The following is a 17,952-nucleotide window of genomic DNA, read 5'->3' on the forward strand; positions in this document are numbered from 1 at the left end:
AGTATGGGCCGCATGCCCAAGAAGAATCCCATGACTGTCCGCCGTGTGCTGGCGTTGTTCCTCGCCTATGTCGCGCTGGCCGTGCTCGGCGGCGTGGTCGCGTCGGGTCTGCTCGCCCCGGCCGTGCTCGGCGTCAACAACGTGGCCAAGGCCGTCATCCCCTCGCTGCAGGTCGAGGGCGTCGATTTCGATGTGACGAGCCTGCCGCAGAAGTCGGTGATGTACGCCAGCGACGGCAAGACGAAATTCGCGGAGTTCTATGCGCAGAACCGCGAGGTCGTGCCGATCAAGGACATCTCCGAGCATATGCAGCACGCGGTCGTGGCGCGCGAGGACAAGCGCTTCTTCCAGCATTCCGGCGTCGACGTGCCCGGCGTGATGCGCGCCTTCGTGCAGACCTATGTCGTCGGCGGCGACCAGCAGGGCGGCTCCTCGCTGACCCAGCAATACGTCAAGAACGTGCTCAGCGTGCAGGCCGAGGAGGCGAACGATCCGATCTCGCAGTACCACGCCTCGGAGGACACGATCGCGCGCAAGGTGCGCGAGATGCTCATCGCCGTGCAGATGGAGAAGAAGTACTCCAAGTTCGAGATCCTGCAGGGATACCTCAACATCGCCCAGTTCGGCACCAACAGCCTCTACGGCGTCGAGACCGCGGCCAAGCGCTATTTCAACGTCTCCGCCAAGGATCTCAACATCGTGCAGTCCGCGACCATCGCGGCCATCACCAAGAACCCGGGCAAATTCGATCCCTCCATCGAGGCGAACCAGGCCGAGTCCCAGAAGCAGCGCAACATCGTGCTCGACCTGATGCTCGACCAGGGCTACATCTCCCAGCAGGAGCACGACGAGGCCGTGGCCATCCCCATCAAGGACACGCTCAACATCCAGTCGGTCGACAAGGGCTGCATGTATGCCGGATACGACGCCGGATACTTCTGCAACTACGTGACCAAGCGCATCCTCAACTCCGAGGAGTTCGGCAAGACGCGCGCCGAACGTCAGAAGCTGCTCGACGAGGGCGGCCTCAAGATCGTCACCACGCTCGACATCGACGCGAACACGCTGATGATGCAGGAGGCGAACAACACGATTCCGGCCGCCGATCCGAGCGGCATGGAGATCGTGATGGCCTCCGTCAAGCCCGGCACCGGCGAGGTGCTCGGCTTCGGCATCAACCGCCAGTACGACGAAACCGACGCGGCGCAGAACGACCCGACCAAATCCGGCATGAACTACGCCGTCGACGCGGTGGACGGCGGCGGCAACGGATTCCCGATCGGCTCCTCGTGGAAGCCGATCAACCTGATCGCATGGATGGAGGCCGGCCGTTCGATCAACGAGAACCTGACGACCACCACGAGATATGCCACCAGCCTGTTCAACTGCGACCGCTATTCCGGCAGCCCCACCGACATCTGGCCCGTGACCAACGCGCTGACCAACGGCACCGTCAATCCCGAGACGCCGTTCCTCGGCCTGGTTCGCTCGCATAACACGACCATGGCGTCCATGGGCACGCAGATCGGCCTGTGCAAGGTCGCCGACGCGGCCAAGGAGGTCGGCTACCACAACGCGGTCCCCGGCCACGAGGACGTCTTCGACAGCATCTCCCTGAACCCGTCGCTGATGATCGGCGGCAGCACCTCCGTCTCCCCGCTGACGATGGCCAATGTCTTCGCCACCTACGCGGCCAACGGCGTGGCCTGCGATCCGATCGCCATGAAGAAGGTCACCGACCGCAACGGCAAGGACATCAAGGTGCCCTCCGCCAACTGCCACCAGGCCGTCGACCCGGGCATCATCCAGACGCTGGCCTATACGATGAACCAGGGCACCGTGCGTTCCGACGGCGTCGCCGTCACCGGGCGCCTCGCCGACGGGCGCAAGACCTTCATCAAAACCGGCACCAACGAGGACACCTATGTGACCACCGGCGGCTTCCTGCCGGGCGAGTTGGCGACCTTCGTGCTGGTCGGCGATGTGCAGAACCCGAATGAGAACCGCATCGCCAACATCACGATCAACGGCGAATACCACAGCTACTGGGACGGCGCCACGATCGCGACGCCGGCATGGAAGCGCTTCACCGAGGCCTACATCGCCAAGAAGGGCATCCCGGCGAACAACGACTACGGCCAGCCGGACCAGCGCTTCATGGCCTATACGGGTGTCAGCGCCCGTTCGAAGACCGGCACGACGGCTGGCACGGCCGGCACTACGACCGGCACGACTGGCACGACTGGCACGACCGCCGGCACAACCGGCGCGACTACCGGTACGACGGCTGGAACGACCACCGGTCAGACGAACTGACGGCAACTCCAGGTAAACGACAGCCGACCATATGGGAAACGTCCGCCTCACGGCGGGCGTTTCCTCGTTTCCGGCGTCGGCCCATGCCTAAAATGGGGCATATGCGTCAGGCGGGAAGTGTCCGCCGGCATCGATACAAGGAGGGGCCGAGGATGGCATCGAACGAAACTCCAGCGGATTTCGACTACAGGGGGCTGGCGGTGAGCCGGCCCGCCGCGGCGGATAAGGGAAGCCATGGCGCCTCCGGCGCATCCGGCAAGCATGGCGGGCCAGACAAGGCCGGCAAGCACGGCAAGCCGGACAAGGCCGGCAAGAAGCACGGGGGAGCGAAGGGCATGTCGAAGAAAAACGCGGGCAAACGCGCAAACGCTCCGGAGGCCGCGCCGGCGTTGTTCGAGCCGATGACCTTGAGGGGGCTGACCATACGCAACCGCATATGGCTGCCGCCGATGTGCACCTATGAGGCCTCGGCCCGCGACGGGCGCCCCACGCCCTTCCACTACCAGCATTACGTCTCCCGCGCGCTCGGCGGCTTCGGCATGGTCATCGCCGAGGCGACCGCCATCTGCCCCGAGGGGCGCATCTCGCCCTGTGATCTGGGACTGTGGGACGATTCGATGATCGACTCGTGGCGTTGGATCGTCGACGGCATCCGCGCGGCGGGCGCCACCGCCGCGATCCAGCTCAACCACGCCGGACGCAAGGCCTCCGCCGGTTGCGCGCTCACCGGCCACGAGGGCGCTTCCGTGCCATTCGACGAGGGCGGCTGGCAGACGGTCGCCCCCAGCCCCATCCCCTTCGGCAGCTATGCCACGCCGCGCGAGCTGACGGCCGACGAGATCCACGGCATCGTCTGGGCCTTCGGTCAGGCCGCGCGCCGCGCCGTCGCCGCGGGCTTCCAAAGCGTGCAGATCCACGCCGCGCACGGCTATCTGCTCTCCGAATTCCTCGATCCGCTCGTCAACGAGCGCACCGACGAATACGGCGGCGACCTCGACGGACGTTCCCGCATCCTCTTCGAGGTCGTGGCCGCGGTGCGGGAGAACATTCCCGAGGATATGCCGCTGACGGTGCGCGTCTCGGCCACCGACTGGGCCGCCGGCGGCTGGGACCTCGATCAGACCGTGGCCCTGGCCAAGGGGCTCAGGGAAGCCGGCGTCGATCTGATCGATGTGTCCACCGGCGGCATCATCGACGGCGTGACCATCCCCGTCAAGCCGAACTATCAGGTGCCCTTCTCGCAGCAGGTGCGCGGGCGCGCCGGCATGCCGGTGACCGCCGTGGGGTTGATCACCAAGGCGAAGCAGGCCGAAAGGATCCTCGCGCATGGCGAGGCCGACGCCATCGAAATCGGGCGCGCGGCTCTGCGCGACCCCTACTGGCCGCTGCGCGCCGCCCACAAACTCGGGGTGCCGGTCGAACGCGCGCCCTACCCGCAGGCCTACGTCCGCGGCGCTTTCTGACCGACAGACAAACGCGCCCCGGTCCCCATCGGACTGATGGAGACCGGGGCGCGTGATGCGCGGCGGAACCTAGCGCAGATCGGCGCCGACGGCCTCGGCGACGGAGGCATAGCCATCGCGTTTGAGCAGCTCGGCCAGCCCGCGCTTCAACACGGTGATCTGCTGGGGACCGCGATACATCAGCGACGAGATGAACATGACCAGATCGGCGCCGGCGCGGATCTTCGCATAGGCCTGCTCCGGGGTGAAGACGCCGCCGATGCCGGCGATGGCGAAGCGGTCGCCGAACTCGCGGCGTGTGCGCGCGATCATGGCGTTGCTCGCGCGATACGCCGGGCCTCCGGACAGGCCGCCCTCCCAGCTGGCCGGAATCTCGAGCCCGGTGCGGTCCTTCTGCAGGTTGGCGATGGACACGCCCTGCACATTGTGCTCGGCGAGCACGGCCAGCAGGTCTCGGAACTCCTCCCAGCTCTTGTTCAGCGGCATCTTGACCAGCGTGGGCTGCGGACGCTCGATCTTGTCCAACGCGGCGAACAGTCGGTCGAGGTTGGCCGGGTCGGCGGTGAAGGGTTCGCCGGCGCGTGTGTTGGGGCAGGAGACATTGACCTCGACCATCGCGGTGCGGCCGGCGGCGCGGCGCATCGAGATGCAATAATCCTCGATGCCCTCGTCGAGGTCGCCGGTCAGGCCGTCATTGGTGCGTGCGATCGACACGGAGACCTGCATGGACTTGGCGTGGGTCCAGGCCTTCTCGGCACGGTCGATGACCTTGTCGGAGCCGATGTTGGCCAGACCCACATGCACCATCATCGAATCGTATTCGGGCAGGCGGTGGAACCACGGCTTCGCGTTGCCGGGGCAGGGGCGCGAGGTGGTCGAGCCGACTGTCTCGAATCCGAAGCCTGCGTTGTCGAGCAGTACCGGCATCTCGCAGTCCTTGTCGAGTCCGGCGGACAGCCCGAAGGGGTTGGCGAAGTCGACGCCCATGACGCGGGTCTCGAGCACGGGGTCGGTGTAGTCGAGCATCTGCCGCTCGATCCACATCAGGGGCTTGATATTGCGCGTGAGCCGGCAGAAGGCGATCATGCGCTCATGCGCCTCGTCCGGCGGCACATTGAACACGAAGTTCGGTTTGACGATGTGCTTGTATCCGAAGGTGAACAGATCCGTGGTGGCTTTGTTGACGGCGTCGTGCCAGAAGCTTTCCGAAACGTAGGTCATGCGTCCGATTATATGTTTCCGCATATCCTTACGCCTCCTGTCATCCTGAGCGCAGCCCTCTTCTTGTCATCCTGAGCGAAGTGTGTTCCCCTTTGTCATCCTGAGCATAGTGAGCGAAGCGAACGGAGTCGAAGGATCTTTCCGGTGATCGCACGGCACTGAGGTCCTTCGACTCCGGCCTTCGGCCTCCGCTCAGGATGACAAGGGGAAGTCCCTCCGCTCAGGATGACAGATGGGCATGAGTGAAAGATGACAACGTTATCGTTCGAAACGCTCATATTGGTTTTGAAAATGGGCGGTTGTGTGCGATAATGTTCGTTATGATATCGTCACAACGTCAACACCTGATATTGAGCAGGCTTCGCACACGGGGTGCCGTGCGAATCACGGCCCTATCCAAGGAGCTCGGCGTCTCTGCGATGACCATCCGCCGTGATATCGCCGAATTGGCCGACAAAGGCCTGCTGAAGCGCGTCCACGGCGGCGCCGTGACCACCAGCACCCTGCTGAGCGAACCGCTGTTCTCCGTCAAATCCCAGATGGACATCGGCCTCAAGGACGCCATCGCACAGGAAGCCGTCAAATACGTCGCCCCCGGCGACGTCATCGCGATCGGCGGCGGCACCACTGCCTATGTCTTCGCCCAGCATCTGCTCGAAAGCCAGCGTGCCAGCGGCATCACGATCCTGACCAACTCGATCCCCGTGGCCGAGCTCGTGCAGGCCCTCGAATCCAAGGACGTCGAGGTCATCGTCACCGGCGGCGTCACCACCCGGTCCAACTCCCTCGTGGGTCCCATCGCCGACAAGGTCGTCGCATCCCTCAGGGTCAACACCGTCTTCCTCGGCACGCATTCCGTGTCGATACCGCGCGGCTTCCTCATGCCCAACTCGCTTGAGGCCGCCACCGATATGGCGATGATGGACATCGCTGACAAAACCATAATCTTGACCGACCACACCAAGTGGAGCTGCACATCGTTGTCGCTGTTCGCCCGGTTCGACCAGGTCGACACGGTCATCACAGACGACGGGCTCGATCCCGATTCCGCCGCCAAGACCAAGGAATTGGTCAAGGAACTCGTTCTGGCGCACCAGAGTGAACCAACAGAAGGAAAGTGAGATACAAGGTATGAGTGAATTCGCTGCCTACGAACCCGGCGAATACGCCAAGGAGCACATCCGCATCACGCCGACCACGCTGGCCGACGGGCGAGATTTCTTCTATCTCGACGACGATCCGGAATATGTCTCCGGCGCCAAGACCCGCGAGCTCAAGGATCCGCGTGAGCTGCCGTATCGCTTCGCCAACCAGATCAACGCCGCCGGCGAGGAGGTGCCCTACGCGGCCCCCGAGATGCGCCGCGATCCGCTGACCGGCGACTGGATCCCGATGGCCACCGCGCGCATGAACCGCCCGATCACCGCCGGCCCCGGCGCCACCGCCAAGGGCAATCCGCTGGCCGCCCGCAAGCCCGGCGACCCCTATCAGGACGGCGAGGTGCCGGACACCGACTACAACGTCGTCGTGTTCGAGAACCGCTTCCCCTCGATGGTCAAGGTGCCTGGCCGCTCGACCGACGTCGAGCTTGTGAACGGCAGCCCGCTGTGGGAGAAGAAGATGGCCGCCGGCCGCTGCGAGGTCATCTGCTTCGACCCCGATGAGGACGGCCTGCCCGCCGACCTGCCCGTCTCCCGTCTGCGCACGGTGGTGGAGGCCTGGGCCTTCCGCACCGCCGAGATCTCGAAGATGGACGGCATCGAGCAGATCTTCCCCTTCGAGAACCACGGCCAGGAGATCGGCGTCTCGCTCGCCCATCCCCACGGCCAGGTCTACTGCTATCCCTTCATCGCCCCGAAGATGGAGAAGGAGCTCGTGCAGACCGAGGCCTACCACGACAAGACCGGCGGCAACCTCCTGAAGGACATCATGAACGCCGAGATCGAGGCCGGCGAGCGCATCGTCATGCGCAACCACTCCTGGGTGGCCTATGTGCCGGCCGCCGCCCGCTGGCCCCTCGAGGTGCATGTGGCGCCGGTGCGCGACGTGCTCACGCTCGACCAGCTCGACGACCAGGAGCGCTGGGACCTCGCCTCGATGTATTCCCACCTGTTGAAGCGCGGCAACGCCTTCTTCGACAAGGGCGATGGCAAGGGCATGGACCTGCCCTACATCGCCGCCTGGCACCAGGCCCCGATCCACGACCAGCGCCGCGAGAACTACCGCCTCAACCTGCAGTTCTTCTCCTTCCGCCGCGCCGCCAACAAGATCAAGTACCTCGCCGGCTCCGAGTCCGGCATGGCCGCTTGGATCTCCGACACCACCCCCGAACTCATCGCCAAGCGCTTCCATGAGCTGGGTGACGTGGACATCGCCGACTGATTTTTCCTGTCATTCTGAGCGCAGGCCGCAGGCCGGAGTCGAAGAATCTCAACAGCGAGATTCCCCTCCGGCAGGCCTGCGCCCGGAATGCCGTAATACGAAAGGAACATCGTTATGACTGCTGTTGAATTCATCAAGCCGCTGTCACACGACGAGGGCGTCAAGAACGCCTCCGAGCTGTTCGCCAAGGCATATGGCGAGCCGGCCGAGGGCGTGTGGGCCGCCCCGGGGCGTGTGAATCTGATCGGCGAGCACACCGACTACAACGCGGGCCTGTGCCTGCCGATCGCGCTGCCGCACCGCACCTTCATCGCGTTGAAGCCGCGCCAGGACACCAAGGTGCGCGTCGTCTCCGACATCGATCCCGAGCATGTGATCGAAGCCGACCTCGACGGCCTCAAGGCCGGCGGCGTCGAGGGCTGGGCCGCCTATCCGGTGGGCGTGGCGTGGGCGCTGCGCGAAGCCGGCTTCGACAAGGTGCAGGGCTTCGACGCGGCGTTCTCCTCGTGCGTGCCGCTGGGTTCGGGCCTGAGCTCGTCGGCCGCCATGACCTGCTCGACCGCGCTGGCACTTGACGAGGTGTACGGCCTGGGCTACGGCGATTCCGACGCCGGCCGCGTCACCCTGATCAACGCCGCGATCAAGTCCGAGAACGAGATGGCCGGTGCCTCCACCGGCGGCCTCGACCAGAACGCCTCCATGCGTTGCACCGAGGGTCACGCGCTGCTGCTCGACTGCCGCCCGGAGCTCACCGCCCTGGAATCCGTCTCCCAGCAGCTGTTCGACCTCGACAAGTACGGCCTGGAGCTTCTGGTGGTCGACACCCAGGCGCCGCACCAGCTCAACGACGGCCAGTACGCCGAGCGTCGCGCCACCTGTGAGAAGGCCGCCGAGATCCTTGGCGTGGCCAACCTGCGCGTCAGCGCCGATGGCATCGCCAAGGCAAGCGACCCGTTCCAGGCCCTGAAGGAGACGCTGGACGCGCTGCCCGAGGAACGCATGAAGAAGCGCGTGCGCCATGTCGTCACCGAGATCGAGCGCGTGCGCTCCTTCGTCACCGCCTTCGCCAACGGCGACATCGAGAAGTCCGGCCGTCTGTTCAACGCCTCGCATGACTCGCTGGCCGCGGACTACGAGGTCACCGTTCCCGAGCTGGACGTGGCCGTGGACGTGGCCCGCCGCAACGGCGCCTACGGCGCCCGCATGACCGGCGGCGGCTTCGGCGGCTCCATCATCGCGCTTGTCGACAAGGGCCGCTCCGAGGAAGTCGCCCAGAAGATCGCCGACGAGTTCGAAGCCCGTGGCTTCCACGCGCCGCGCGCGCTTGCGGCGTATGCGGCCCCCTCGGCGTCTCGTGAGGCCTAAGCCTCACTCGACGCCCGTCGCCGCAAGGCGGCTCCCCTCACCTACGGAGACCCCACAGGGGTCTCCGTTTGACGGTTCGGCCCGTGAGGCCTGAGCCTCCACTTGACGGTTCGGCCCGCGAGGCCTGAGCCACCATCCCAAATCGGGCATCCTTGTGAAAACCTCCTGCCGCGCGCGGGAGGTTTTCCTATAGGCTTATAGGCCATGGGAATCGTTCGGATGGCCAATCGTGTGCGCAAGACCCTGCACGATATGACGATGGAGGAATGGGACCGCGGCAACCGCTGGGCGTTGCTCGCCTCCTCCCTCGTGTTCCTGGCGCTGTTCGCCTCGAATGTGCTGCTGCGCCCGCCCGCCGGCGCATCCCTGGCGCTTGAGATCGCGCAGGACGTGCTCTGGGCATTCTTCGCCATCGATTACGCGCTGACCATGTATGTCGCCGAGCACAGCTGGCATTGGATGAGCCGTCATGTGCTCGGCCTGATCATCCTCGTGGCGCCCTTGGTGCCGGGGCTGCGGTTCCTGCGCGTCGTCGCGGCCCTCTACGCCCTTCACCGGGGCGCGCTCGGCTGGGTGCGCGGCCATATCAACCTCTACATCATCTGCGCCGGCGTATTGCTGCTGTCCAACGGCGCGCTTCTCGTGCTCGAGGCCGAGCGCGATGCTCCCGGTGCTTCGATACACAGCTTCACCGATGCGCTGTGGTGGGCCTTCATCTCCGTCACCACCATCGGATACGGCGAATACTATCCGGTCACGCTCACCGGAAAACTCATCACCGTCGTGCTTGTCATCGCCGGCGTGGCTTTGATCGGTGTCATCACCGGTGCCTGCGCGGCGTGGGTCATCCGCGAGATCAGCCTCAACGGCGAGAAAACCGCGCCCGTCACCACCGCGCAGGCCGACAAGATCGAGCGCAAGCTGGAGATGATCTCCGACAAAATCAACGAGATCAACCGCCGCCGGCGCTGAGCGGAGGGAATCACCGAGGCAGACCCGCGGGTATAGTGGGCGTATCCGGCAGTTCTTCACCTGATTTGAGGGAGCCCCATGAACAAGGCAATCATCACCGTGGTCGGCCAGGACACGGTTGGCATCATCGCGCGCGTCTGCACCTACCTGTCCGAGCGCAGCATCAACGTGCTCGATATCTCGCAGACCATCATCGACGGTTTCTTCAACATGATGATGATCGTCGACGTGACCGATTCGGCCGAGGAATTCGGCGCGACCGTCGACGCGCTCGACAAGCTCGGCGACGAGATCGGCGTGAAGATCCGCTGCCAGCGCGAGGAGATCTTCACCAAGATGCATCGTATTTGATCTTTAGTCTCGAAAGGAACGAACCATGCTGAATATCATGGAGGTCCACGAGACCAACCAGATGATCGAGCAGGAGAAGCTCGATGTGCGCACGATCACGATGGGCATCTCGCTGCTGGACTGCGCGGCGGATACCGTCGACGAGGTGTGCGAGAACGTCTATCGCAAGATCACCACCTATGCGCGCGACCTCGTGCCCACCGGCCAGGCCATCGAACGCGACTACGGCATCCCGATCGTCAACAAGCGCATCACCGTCACCCCGATCTCGCTGGTCGGCGCCTCCTCGTGCAAGACCTCGGAGGATTTCGTCAAGATCGCGCATGCGCTCGACAAGGCGGCCAAGGAGGTCGGCGTCGATCTGATCGGCGGTTATTCCGCGCTGGTCTCCAAGGCCATGACCCCGGCCGAGGAGCTGCTGATCCGCTCCCTGCCGCAGGCGCTCGCGGAAACCGACATCGTCTGCTCGTCCGTGAACGTCGGCTCGACGAAGACCGGCATCGATATGAACGCGGTCGAACTGCTCGGCCATATCATCAAGGACATCTCCGAGCGCACGGCCGACAACGATTCCTATGGCTGCGTCAAGTTCGTGGCCTTCTGCAACGTGCCGGACGACAACCCGTTCATGGCCGGCGGCTTCCATGGCGTCACCGAGGGCGACGCCGTCATCAACGTGGGCGTCTCGGGCCCCGGCGTCGTCTCCCGCGCGCTCGACGCGGCCAAGGGCAAGGACTTCGAATTCCTGTGCGAGACCATCAAGCGCACCGCCTTCAAGATCACCCGCGTGGGCCAGCTCGTCGCGCAGGAGGCTTCGCGCCGCCTCGGCATCCCCTTCGGCATCATCGACCTGTCGCTGGCCCCGACCCCGGCCGTCGGCGATTCGGTCGGCGAGGTGCTGGAGAAGATCGGTCTGGAGCAGGTCGGCGCGCCCGGCACCACCGCGGCGCTCGCCATGCTCAACGACCAGGTCAAGAAGGGCGGCATCATGGCGTCGTCCTATGTGGGCGGCCTGTCCGGCGCGTTCATCCCGGTCTCCGAGGACAAGAACATGATCGACGCGGCCGGCTCCGGATGCCTGACGCTCGAGAAGCTCGAGGCCATGACCTGCGTGTGCTCGGTCGGCCTCGACATGATCGCGATCCCCGGCGACACCCCGGCCTCCACGATCTCCGGCCTCATCGCCGACGAGGCGGCCATCGGCATGGTCAACCAGAAGACCACCGCCGTGCGCGTGATCCCGGTGGCGGGCAAGGGCGTGGGCGAGATGGCCAACTTCGGCGGCCTCATGGGCTACGCGCCGATCATGCCCGTCAACACCACCAGCTGCGAGGCCTTCGTCACCCGTGGCGGCCGCATCCCCGCCCCGATCCACTCCTTCAAGAACTGACGTAAAAAGGGGAAGCCATCCGGCTTCCCCTTTTTACGTCATCCTGAGTGCAGTCGAAGGATCTCACGCGCCGCCCTGGAACCCGAGCTGTCGCCATGCCTCGTAGATGGCGATGGAGGCGCAGTTGGTGAGGTTCAGCGAGCGCAACGCCGGCCGCATCGGCAGCCTCACTTGCTCGGCCACATGCGGGCCGGCCATGATGTCCATCGGGTCGGGGATATCGCCCGGCTCCGGTCCGAACAGCAGGATGTCGCTCGGGCGATACTCCACCTCGGTGTAGAGCTTGGTGGCGTGCGCGGTGAACGCGATGATGCGCGAATCGGGCATCGATTCGACGAGATTGTCGAAGTCCGGATGAATCACCACATGCGCCATATCGTGATAGTCAAGTCCCGCGCGCCTGAGCTTCGTGTCCTTGAAGTTGAAGCCCAGCGGCTCCACCAGATGCAGGATCGTGCCGGTCACCGCGCATAGGCGGATCGCCGAACCGGTGTTGCCGGGGATGCGCGGCGAGTAATAGCACAGATGCGGCGTCACCGTCTCGGCCTTCGCCGCGGCGTCGGCCGTGAGCATCGCATCGGCCACGCGGATCGGATTGCCATGCGCGTCGGTCACCAGCTCATCCGGGCCATAATTGGACTTGCGATAGCCGTATTCATACATCTTCTCGACGCGGGATTCCGGGTCGTTCGCTTCGTTCGACATAACTGCTAAAACTACAAACCATGACTGACAGTGCGAATGACGTCGCCCTGCGCCTCGCCGCATGGTGGGAGGCAACGCCCGTGACCTGCCCTGGCGATTCGGACGCACCACGCCGTGGGGCGTGCTGGTCTCCGAGGTGATGAGCCAGCAGACGCAGATGGGGCGAGTCGTGCCCTACTGGACGGCATGGATGGAGCGGTGGCCGGATGCCGCCGCGCTCGCCGCCGCACCCAGGGCCGAGGTCATCACCGCATGGGGGCGGCTTGGCTATCCGCGTCGCGCCCTGCGTCTGCAGGAATGCGCGCGCACCGTGGCCGACGATTTTGGCGGCGAGCTGCCGCGCACCTATGAGGGGCTGACCGCACTGCCCGGCGTCGGCGACTACACTGCCTCGGCCGTGCTGAGCTTCGCCTTCGGCGTGCGCGTGCCCGTCATCGACACGAATATCCGCCGCGTGCTGAGCCGCGTCTTCCTCGGCGTCGAATCGCTGGGCGGCGCGGCCAGCCCGGCCGAGCGCGCGCTCGCCGAACGGGTGTTGCCCGATGATGTGGTTTCCATTGATGGTCTACGGGAACCGGAGCAAGACGTGCCGGCGATGCATGACGGAGAACCCCGGCATGTCTCCGCGGCACGCCGGCCTTCCGTGACATGGAATCAGTCGGTGATGGAGCTGGGCGCGCTGGTGTGCACGGCCAAAACACCGGCATGCGAGGCATGTCCCTTGGCGAATGAATGCGCGTTCCTCGCCGCCGGCCGGCCGGGGCTGGGGGAGCGGTGCACCCGGCCGCGCCAGCGTTTCCAGGGCACCGATCGCCAGGTGCGTGGGCTGGTGCTCGCCGCACTGCGCCCGCTGCCGGTGGGCGGCTCCCTGCCGCGAGGCAAGGCCGAGGCACTGTGGAATGACCATGCGCAGCTCGACTCCTGCATCGCCAGCCTCGACGAGGACGGTCTGATCGAGATTCTGCCCGGCGGGGACCTGCGTCTGCCGGTTCTGTAGGCGGTTTTCGGCTTCTGTTGGTGGTCATGCTCCGACCCCCGCAAGAACCGGCAGGAAGAAGCCGCGATTTCAAGCCATTTTTCCGCCGAGACAATCGGTCGTCTTGACGGGCAGTTCCCAACAGAACGCCAAAACCGCCAACAGAATGACGACTAAGTGCCTGATTGGGTGAAGAACATCCCGGCGGATGGCTCCGCGACGCGTTGCTACTCGTAGACTAGAAGGTGACATGGCACAGCAAGGCAAGAGCACGCGTCCGGCGAAGCGCACGAATCATACGAAGCAAGCGAATCGCACAGGACGCGCCAAGCGCACGATGAGCAAGCGGAAGCGGGCGATCTACCGCCGCCGTCGCATCGTCGTCGGCATAGCCGCCCTGCTGGCATTGGCATTGATCACCTTCGTCGTCTATAGCTTTGGCCGCGGCATAGCCGCCATAGGCGAGTCGATCGGCGGCGAACGAGTGTCGCTGTCGCGCGAGGCCACGCCCGATCCGGTGCGTTCCGGCGGCGTGCCGGACTGCACCGGGGGTGACATACGGCTGGAGCTAAGCGCCAAAACCGCCTCGATGCCGGTCGGTGGTTCGCTCGAGTTCAACGCGGCCATCGTCTACGACGGCACCTCCGCATCCGGCTGTCTGATCGACGCCTCGAATTCCTCCCGTGTGCTGACCATCACCTCGGGCGACCAGACCATATGGCGTTCGGATTCCTGCCCGGCCGGCGTCGACAGCGTGCTCATGGCCAAGGGCGACCGATATGTCTCCGCCGTCACCTGGCCCGGCACCCGCACAGGCGACACCTGCGTCGACGAAGCCGATCTGCCCCGCGTGGACCGCGGCAGCTACGTCGCCCGACTCTCCCTCAAGGACCACCCCAAGGTCCAATCCGACCCCGTCCCCATCCTCGTCGAATAATTGTCCCTTCCCTCCCGACTCAGCGCATACCCAACGCAAGTTTCAAAGCGCAAACGAGCGCCCGCCCGCGCGATGTTGCGGCGGAAGGGGGACCGCCCGTAGGGGGATGGAGCCGTAACATCGCGCGGGCGGACGCGGACAAGCATCTATCAAAATGTCTTGGAAGTCCGCTATTCTATTGACTTTGCGTGAGGTATGTCATATTGCGGGCATGCTTACAATGACGAAACGCCCGCACAGGCATATGGTGGCCCGCCGGCGTTTCCCCGGGAAAATCGACAAGCAAAAGCGATAAGGAACGTCCATTGGCTGCCACTGAAGCTACGACGAATACCACCAAGATCATCGCGCGCGCCGACCAGCATGACATCGACATGCACAAGGCGACCGACCGCGTGAACTTCGGTTCCATCAAGGAACCCATCGATGTGCCCTACCTGCTGGGCGTGCAGACCGACAGCTTCGACTGGCTGATCGGCTCCGAGCGCTGGAAGAAGCGGGTCGAGGAGGACATCGAGAACGGCACCAACACCGTGCCCCACATCTCCGGCCTCGACGAGGTGTTCAACGAGATCTCCCCGATCGAGAACTTCGCCCAGACCATGTCCCTGACCTTCTCGGAGCCCTATTTCGAGGAACCCCGCCACACGGTCCAGGAGTGCAAGGAGAAGGACTACACCTACTCCGCGCCGCTGTATGTCAACGCCGAGTTCGAGAACGGCGACACCGGCGAGATCAAGTCGCAGACCGTGTTCATGGGCGACTTCCCGCTGCAGACCCCGCACGGCACCTTCATCATCGGCGGCACCGAGCGCGTCATCGTCTCTCAGCTCGTGCGCTCCCCGGGCGTTTACTTCGACCGCACCCCGGACCGCACCTCCGACAAGGAGGTCTTCGGAGCGAAGATCATCCCGAGCCGCGGCGCCTGGCTGGAGTTCGAGATCGACAAGCGCGATGTGCTCGGCGTGCGCGTGGACCGCAAGCGCAAGCAGTCCGCCATCGTCTTCCTCATGGCCATCGGCATGACCAAGCCCGAGATCCGCGAGGCCTTCCAGGGCTATCCGCTGGTGCTCGACGCCCTTGAGAAGGAGGAGATCGACTCCCAGGACGCGGCCCTGACCGAGCTCTACCGCAAGATCCGCCCGGCCGACACCGCCACCCCGGAGGCCGGCCGCAACCTGCTCGACTCCTTCTACTTCAACACCAAGCGCTACGATCTGGCGCGCGTCGGCCGCTACAAGATCAACCGCAAGCTCGGCCTCGAGAAGGAAGTCAACGACCGCAGCCTGTCGCGCGAGGACATCATCGCCACGATCAAGTACCTCGTGACGCTGCACGCCGGCGACGCCACCTTCCCGGGCAAGCGCGACGGCCAGGACGTGGAGCTGCGCGTCGATGTGGACGACATCGACCACTTCGGCAACCGCCGCATCCGCCAGGTCGGCGAGCTGGTGCAGAACCAGCTCAGGACCGGCCTGAGCCGCATGGAGCGCGTGGTGCGCGAGCGCATGACCACCCAGGACGCCGAGGCCATCACCCCGCAGTCCCTGATCAACATCCGCCCGGTGAACGCCACGATCAAGGAGTTCTTCGGCACCTCGCAGCTCTCGCAGTTCATGGACCAGAACAATCCGCTGGCCGGCGTGACCAACAAGCGCCGTCTGTCGGCCCTGGGCCCCGGCGGCCTGTCCCGCGACCGCGCCTCGATGGAGGTGCGAGACGTGCACCCGTCCCACTTCGGGCGCATGTGCCCGATCGAGTCCCCGGAAGGCCCGAACATCGGTCTGATCGGCTCGCTGGCCACCTTCGGCCGCATCAACCCCTTCGGCTTCATCGAGACGCCGTACCGCAAGGTCGTCGACGGGCATGTGACCGACGAGGTCGAATACATGACCGCCGACCGCGAGGTCGAGCACGTCATCGCCCAGGCCAACCAGGAGCTCGACGAGAACGGCGACTTCACCTCGAAGGACGCCCTCGTGCGTGACGCCGCCGGCGAGGCCGAGGACGTCCCGGTCGACATGGTCGACTACATGGACGTCTCCCCGCGCCAGATGGTGTCGCTGGGCGCCTCCCTGATTCCGTTCCTGGAGCACGACGAGGGCCACCGAGCGCTGATGGGCACCAACATGCAGCGCCAAGCCGTGCCGCTGCTGCGCTCCGAGCGTCCGCTGGTGGGCACCGGCTCCGAATGGCGCGCCGCCGTCGACTCCGGCGATGTGATCCTCGCCGAGAAGCCGGGCGTCGTGACCTACGTCTCCGCCGACATCATCCGCGTGATGAACGACGATGGCACGACCAGCTCCTACAAGCTGGCCAAGTTCCAGCGTTCCAACCAGACGACCTGCTACAACCAGGTGCCGCTGATCCACGATGGCGAGCGCGTCGAGGCCGGCACGGTGCTGGCCGACGGCCCCGCCACCGAGAAGGGCGAGATGGCCCTCGGCAAGAACCTGCTGGTCGCCTTCATGCCGTGGAACGGCTACAACTACGAGGACGCCGTGATCATCTCCCAGCGCCTCGTGCAGGACGACACCCTCTCCTCCATCCATATCGAGGAATACGAGATCGACGCCCGCGAGACCAAGCTGGGCGCCGAGGAGATCACCCGCGACCTGCCGAACGTCGGCGAGGACGCGGTGGCGAACCTCGACGAGCGCGGCATCATCCGCATCGGCGCCGAGGTCGAGGCCGGCGACATCCTCGTGGGCAAGGTCACGCCGAAGGGCGAGACCGAGCTGACCCCGGAGGAGCGCCTGCTGCGCGCCATCTTCGGCGAGAAGAGCCGCGAGGTGCGCGACACCTCGCTGCGCGTGCCCCACGGCGAGACCGGCACCGTCATCGCGGTCAAGGAGATCACCCGCGAGGACGCCGAGGAGGACGGCGACGAGCTGCCCAACGGCGTCAACCAGATGATCCGCGTCTACATCGCGCAGCACCGCAAGATCACGCAGGGCGACAAGCTCTCCGGCCGCCACGGCAACAAGGGCGTCATCTCGCGCATCCTGCCCGAGGAGGACATGCCGTTCCTCGCGGACGGCACCCCGGTCGACATCATGTTGAACCCCCTGGGCGTGCCTTCGCGAATGAACCTGGGCCAGGTGCTCGAGCTGCATCTGGGCTGGATCGCGCACTCCGGCTGGGACATCTCCCTGGATCCGGACCTCGAGGCCGCGTGGAAGAAGTACGTGCCGGAAGGCGCCGAGAAGGGCGCGCCGGGCACTCCGGTCGCCACCCCGGTGTTCGACGGCGTCAAGCCCGAGGTCATCCACGGCCTGCTCAAGACCACGCTGGCCGACCGCGACGGCAACAAGCTCGTCGGCGACGACGGCAAGGCCGTGCTCTTCGACGGCCGCACCGGCGAGCCCTTCGGCAAGCCGATCTCCGTGGGCTACATGTACATGCTCAAGCTGCATCACCTCGTGGACGACAAGATCCACGCGCGCTCCACCGGCCCCTACTCGATGATCACCCAGCAGCCGCTGGGCGGCAAGGCGCAGTTCGGCGGCCAGCGCTTCGGCGAGATGGAGGTGTGGGCCCTCGAGGCCTACGGCGCCGCCTACACGCTGCACGAGATGATGACCACCAAGTCCGACGACGTGGACGGCCGCGTGCGCGTCTACGGCGCGATCGTCAAGGGCGACAACCTGCCGCCCGCGGGCATCCCCGAGTCGTTCAAGGTGTTGCTCAAGGAAATGCAGTCCCTGTCCCTGAACGTCGAGGTCCTGAACGCCGAGGGCGTGGCGATCGACATGAAGGACGAGGACGACGATCCCGTCTCCTCCTCCGAGGATCTGGGCTTCAACATCGGCGCACGTCCCGATGCGGCCGCCAAGGCCGACCAGGTCGTCGACGAGCCCGAATACCAGTGAGT

13 protein-coding genes are annotated in these 17,952 nt (G+C 65.3%); 11 read left to right on the forward strand and 2 right to left on the reverse strand.

Annotated elements, in window-relative coordinates; translation table 11 throughout:
• Window positions 1–3 precede the first annotated feature (3 nt).
• Both AC1AUD_RS09885 and AC1AUD_RS09890 read left to right on the forward strand, forming a co-directional pair.
• Complete coding sequence (locus tag AC1AUD_RS09885) at window positions 4–2,316, forward strand: transglycosylase domain-containing protein (RefSeq protein ID WP_476574185.1); 2,313 nt, start codon at window positions 4–6, stop codon at window positions 2,314–2,316.
• Window positions 2,317–2,468: 152 nt separating this feature from the next.
• Window positions 2,469–3,779 (forward strand): NADH:flavin oxidoreductase/NADH oxidase, encoded by a 1,311-nt coding sequence (locus AC1AUD_RS09890; protein ID WP_476574186.1) that lies wholly within the window; start codon window positions 2,469–2,471, stop codon window positions 3,777–3,779.
• 69 nt (window positions 3,780–3,848) lie between these two features.
• Here the strand turns inward: AC1AUD_RS09890 and AC1AUD_RS09895 are convergent, their stop codons facing one another.
• Window positions 3,849–5,000, reverse strand: a complete 1,152-nt coding sequence (locus tag AC1AUD_RS09895; RefSeq protein ID WP_476574187.1) for a quinone-dependent dihydroorotate dehydrogenase — start codon at window positions 4,998–5,000, stop codon at window positions 3,849–3,851.
• Window positions 5,001–5,320: 320 nt separating this feature from the next.
• On the opposite strand from AC1AUD_RS09895, the gene AC1AUD_RS09900 reads away from it, so the two are divergent.
• From AC1AUD_RS09900 to AC1AUD_RS09925, 6 genes are all read left to right on the forward strand, one after another.
• Window positions 5,321–6,121 carry a DeoR/GlpR family DNA-binding transcription regulator gene (locus AC1AUD_RS09900; RefSeq protein WP_476574188.1) on the forward strand — a complete coding sequence of 267 codons (801 nt, stop codon included), beginning with the start codon at window positions 5,321–5,323 and terminating at the stop codon, window positions 6,119–6,121.
• Between the two features lie 10 nt (window positions 6,122–6,131).
• Window positions 6,132–7,382 (forward strand): galactose-1-phosphate uridylyltransferase, encoded by a 1,251-nt coding sequence (galT, locus tag AC1AUD_RS09905; RefSeq protein WP_476574189.1) that lies wholly within the window; start codon window positions 6,132–6,134, stop codon window positions 7,380–7,382.
• Between the two features lie 114 nt (window positions 7,383–7,496).
• Window positions 7,497–8,747, forward strand: coding sequence for a galactokinase (gene galK, locus AC1AUD_RS09910; protein ID WP_476574190.1), 1,251 nt, complete (start codon window positions 7,497–7,499; stop codon window positions 8,745–8,747).
• A gap of 204 nt (window positions 8,748–8,951) precedes the next feature.
• Window positions 8,952–9,719, forward strand: coding sequence for a potassium channel family protein (locus AC1AUD_RS09915; RefSeq protein ID WP_476574191.1), 768 nt, complete (start codon window positions 8,952–8,954; stop codon window positions 9,717–9,719).
• A 78-nt stretch (window positions 9,720–9,797) separates the two neighbouring features.
• Entirely contained in the window at window positions 9,798–10,070 is a 273-nt protein-coding gene (locus AC1AUD_RS09920) for an ACT domain-containing protein (protein ID WP_476574192.1), read from the forward strand.
• Between the two features lie 25 nt (window positions 10,071–10,095).
• The gene (locus tag AC1AUD_RS09925) at window positions 10,096–11,460 is read left to right on the forward strand and encodes a DUF711 family protein (RefSeq protein WP_476574193.1); all 1,365 of its coding nucleotides are present in this window, start codon (window positions 10,096–10,098) and stop codon (window positions 11,458–11,460) included.
• Window positions 11,461–11,523: 63 nt separating this feature from the next.
• Here the strand turns inward: AC1AUD_RS09925 and AC1AUD_RS09930 are convergent, their stop codons facing one another.
• A complete protein-coding gene (locus AC1AUD_RS09930) occupies window positions 11,524–12,165 on the reverse strand; it encodes a tRNA (cytidine(34)-2'-O)-methyltransferase (protein ID WP_476574194.1) in 642 nt (213 codons plus the stop codon).
• A 61-nt stretch (window positions 12,166–12,226) separates the two neighbouring features.
• Between AC1AUD_RS09930 and AC1AUD_RS09935 the strand changes: the two genes are divergently transcribed.
• The 3 genes from AC1AUD_RS09935 (at window position 12,227) to rpoB (ending at window position 17,950) form a co-directional block, all read left to right on the forward strand.
• Window positions 12,227–13,162, forward strand: a complete 936-nt coding sequence (locus AC1AUD_RS09935; protein ID WP_476574195.1) for an HhH-GPD family protein — start codon at window positions 12,227–12,229, stop codon at window positions 13,160–13,162.
• A 229-nt stretch (window positions 13,163–13,391) separates the two neighbouring features.
• Entirely contained in the window at window positions 13,392–14,078 is a 687-nt protein-coding gene (locus AC1AUD_RS09940) for a hypothetical protein (protein WP_476574196.1), read from the forward strand.
• A gap of 305 nt (window positions 14,079–14,383) precedes the next feature.
• Window positions 14,384–17,950: a DNA-directed RNA polymerase subunit beta gene (rpoB, locus tag AC1AUD_RS09945; protein ID WP_476574197.1), complete on the forward strand. Its 3,567-nt coding sequence runs from the start codon at window positions 14,384–14,386 to the stop codon at window positions 17,948–17,950.
• Window positions 17,951–17,952: the final 2 nt, after the last annotated feature.

The sequence above is a fragment of the Bifidobacterium sp. LH_730 genome (genome assembly GCF_056355835.1).

What these genes read in the sequence shown, in the direction of transcription:
- AC1AUD_RS09885 (WP_476574185.1), top strand. Translation starts at nt 4, where the DNA reads ATGGGCCGCATGCCCAAGAAGAATCCCATGACTGTCCGCCGTGTGCTG.
- AC1AUD_RS09890 (WP_476574186.1), top strand. Translation starts at nt 2,469, where the DNA reads ATGGCATCGAACGAAACTCCAGCGGATTTCGACTACAGGGGGCTGGCG.
- AC1AUD_RS09895 (WP_476574187.1), bottom strand. Translation starts at nt 5,000, where the DNA reads ATGACCTACGTTTCGGAAAGCTTCTGGCACGACGCCGTCAACAAAGCC.
- AC1AUD_RS09900 (WP_476574188.1), top strand. Translation starts at nt 5,321, where the DNA reads ATGATATCGTCACAACGTCAACACCTGATATTGAGCAGGCTTCGCACA.
- galT (WP_476574189.1), top strand. Translation starts at nt 6,132, where the DNA reads ATGAGTGAATTCGCTGCCTACGAACCCGGCGAATACGCCAAGGAGCAC.
- galK (WP_476574190.1), top strand. Translation starts at nt 7,497, where the DNA reads ATGACTGCTGTTGAATTCATCAAGCCGCTGTCACACGACGAGGGCGTC.
- AC1AUD_RS09915 (WP_476574191.1), top strand. Translation starts at nt 8,952, where the DNA reads ATGGGAATCGTTCGGATGGCCAATCGTGTGCGCAAGACCCTGCACGAT.
- AC1AUD_RS09920 (WP_476574192.1), top strand. Translation starts at nt 9,798, where the DNA reads ATGAACAAGGCAATCATCACCGTGGTCGGCCAGGACACGGTTGGCATC.
- AC1AUD_RS09925 (WP_476574193.1), top strand. Translation starts at nt 10,096, where the DNA reads ATGCTGAATATCATGGAGGTCCACGAGACCAACCAGATGATCGAGCAG.
- AC1AUD_RS09930 (WP_476574194.1), bottom strand. Translation starts at nt 12,165, where the DNA reads ATGTCGAACGAAGCGAACGACCCGGAATCCCGCGTCGAGAAGATGTAT.
- AC1AUD_RS09935 (WP_476574195.1), top strand. Translation starts at nt 12,227, where the DNA reads ATGGTGGGAGGCAACGCCCGTGACCTGCCCTGGCGATTCGGACGCACC.
- AC1AUD_RS09940 (WP_476574196.1), top strand. Translation starts at nt 13,392, where the DNA reads ATGGCACAGCAAGGCAAGAGCACGCGTCCGGCGAAGCGCACGAATCAT.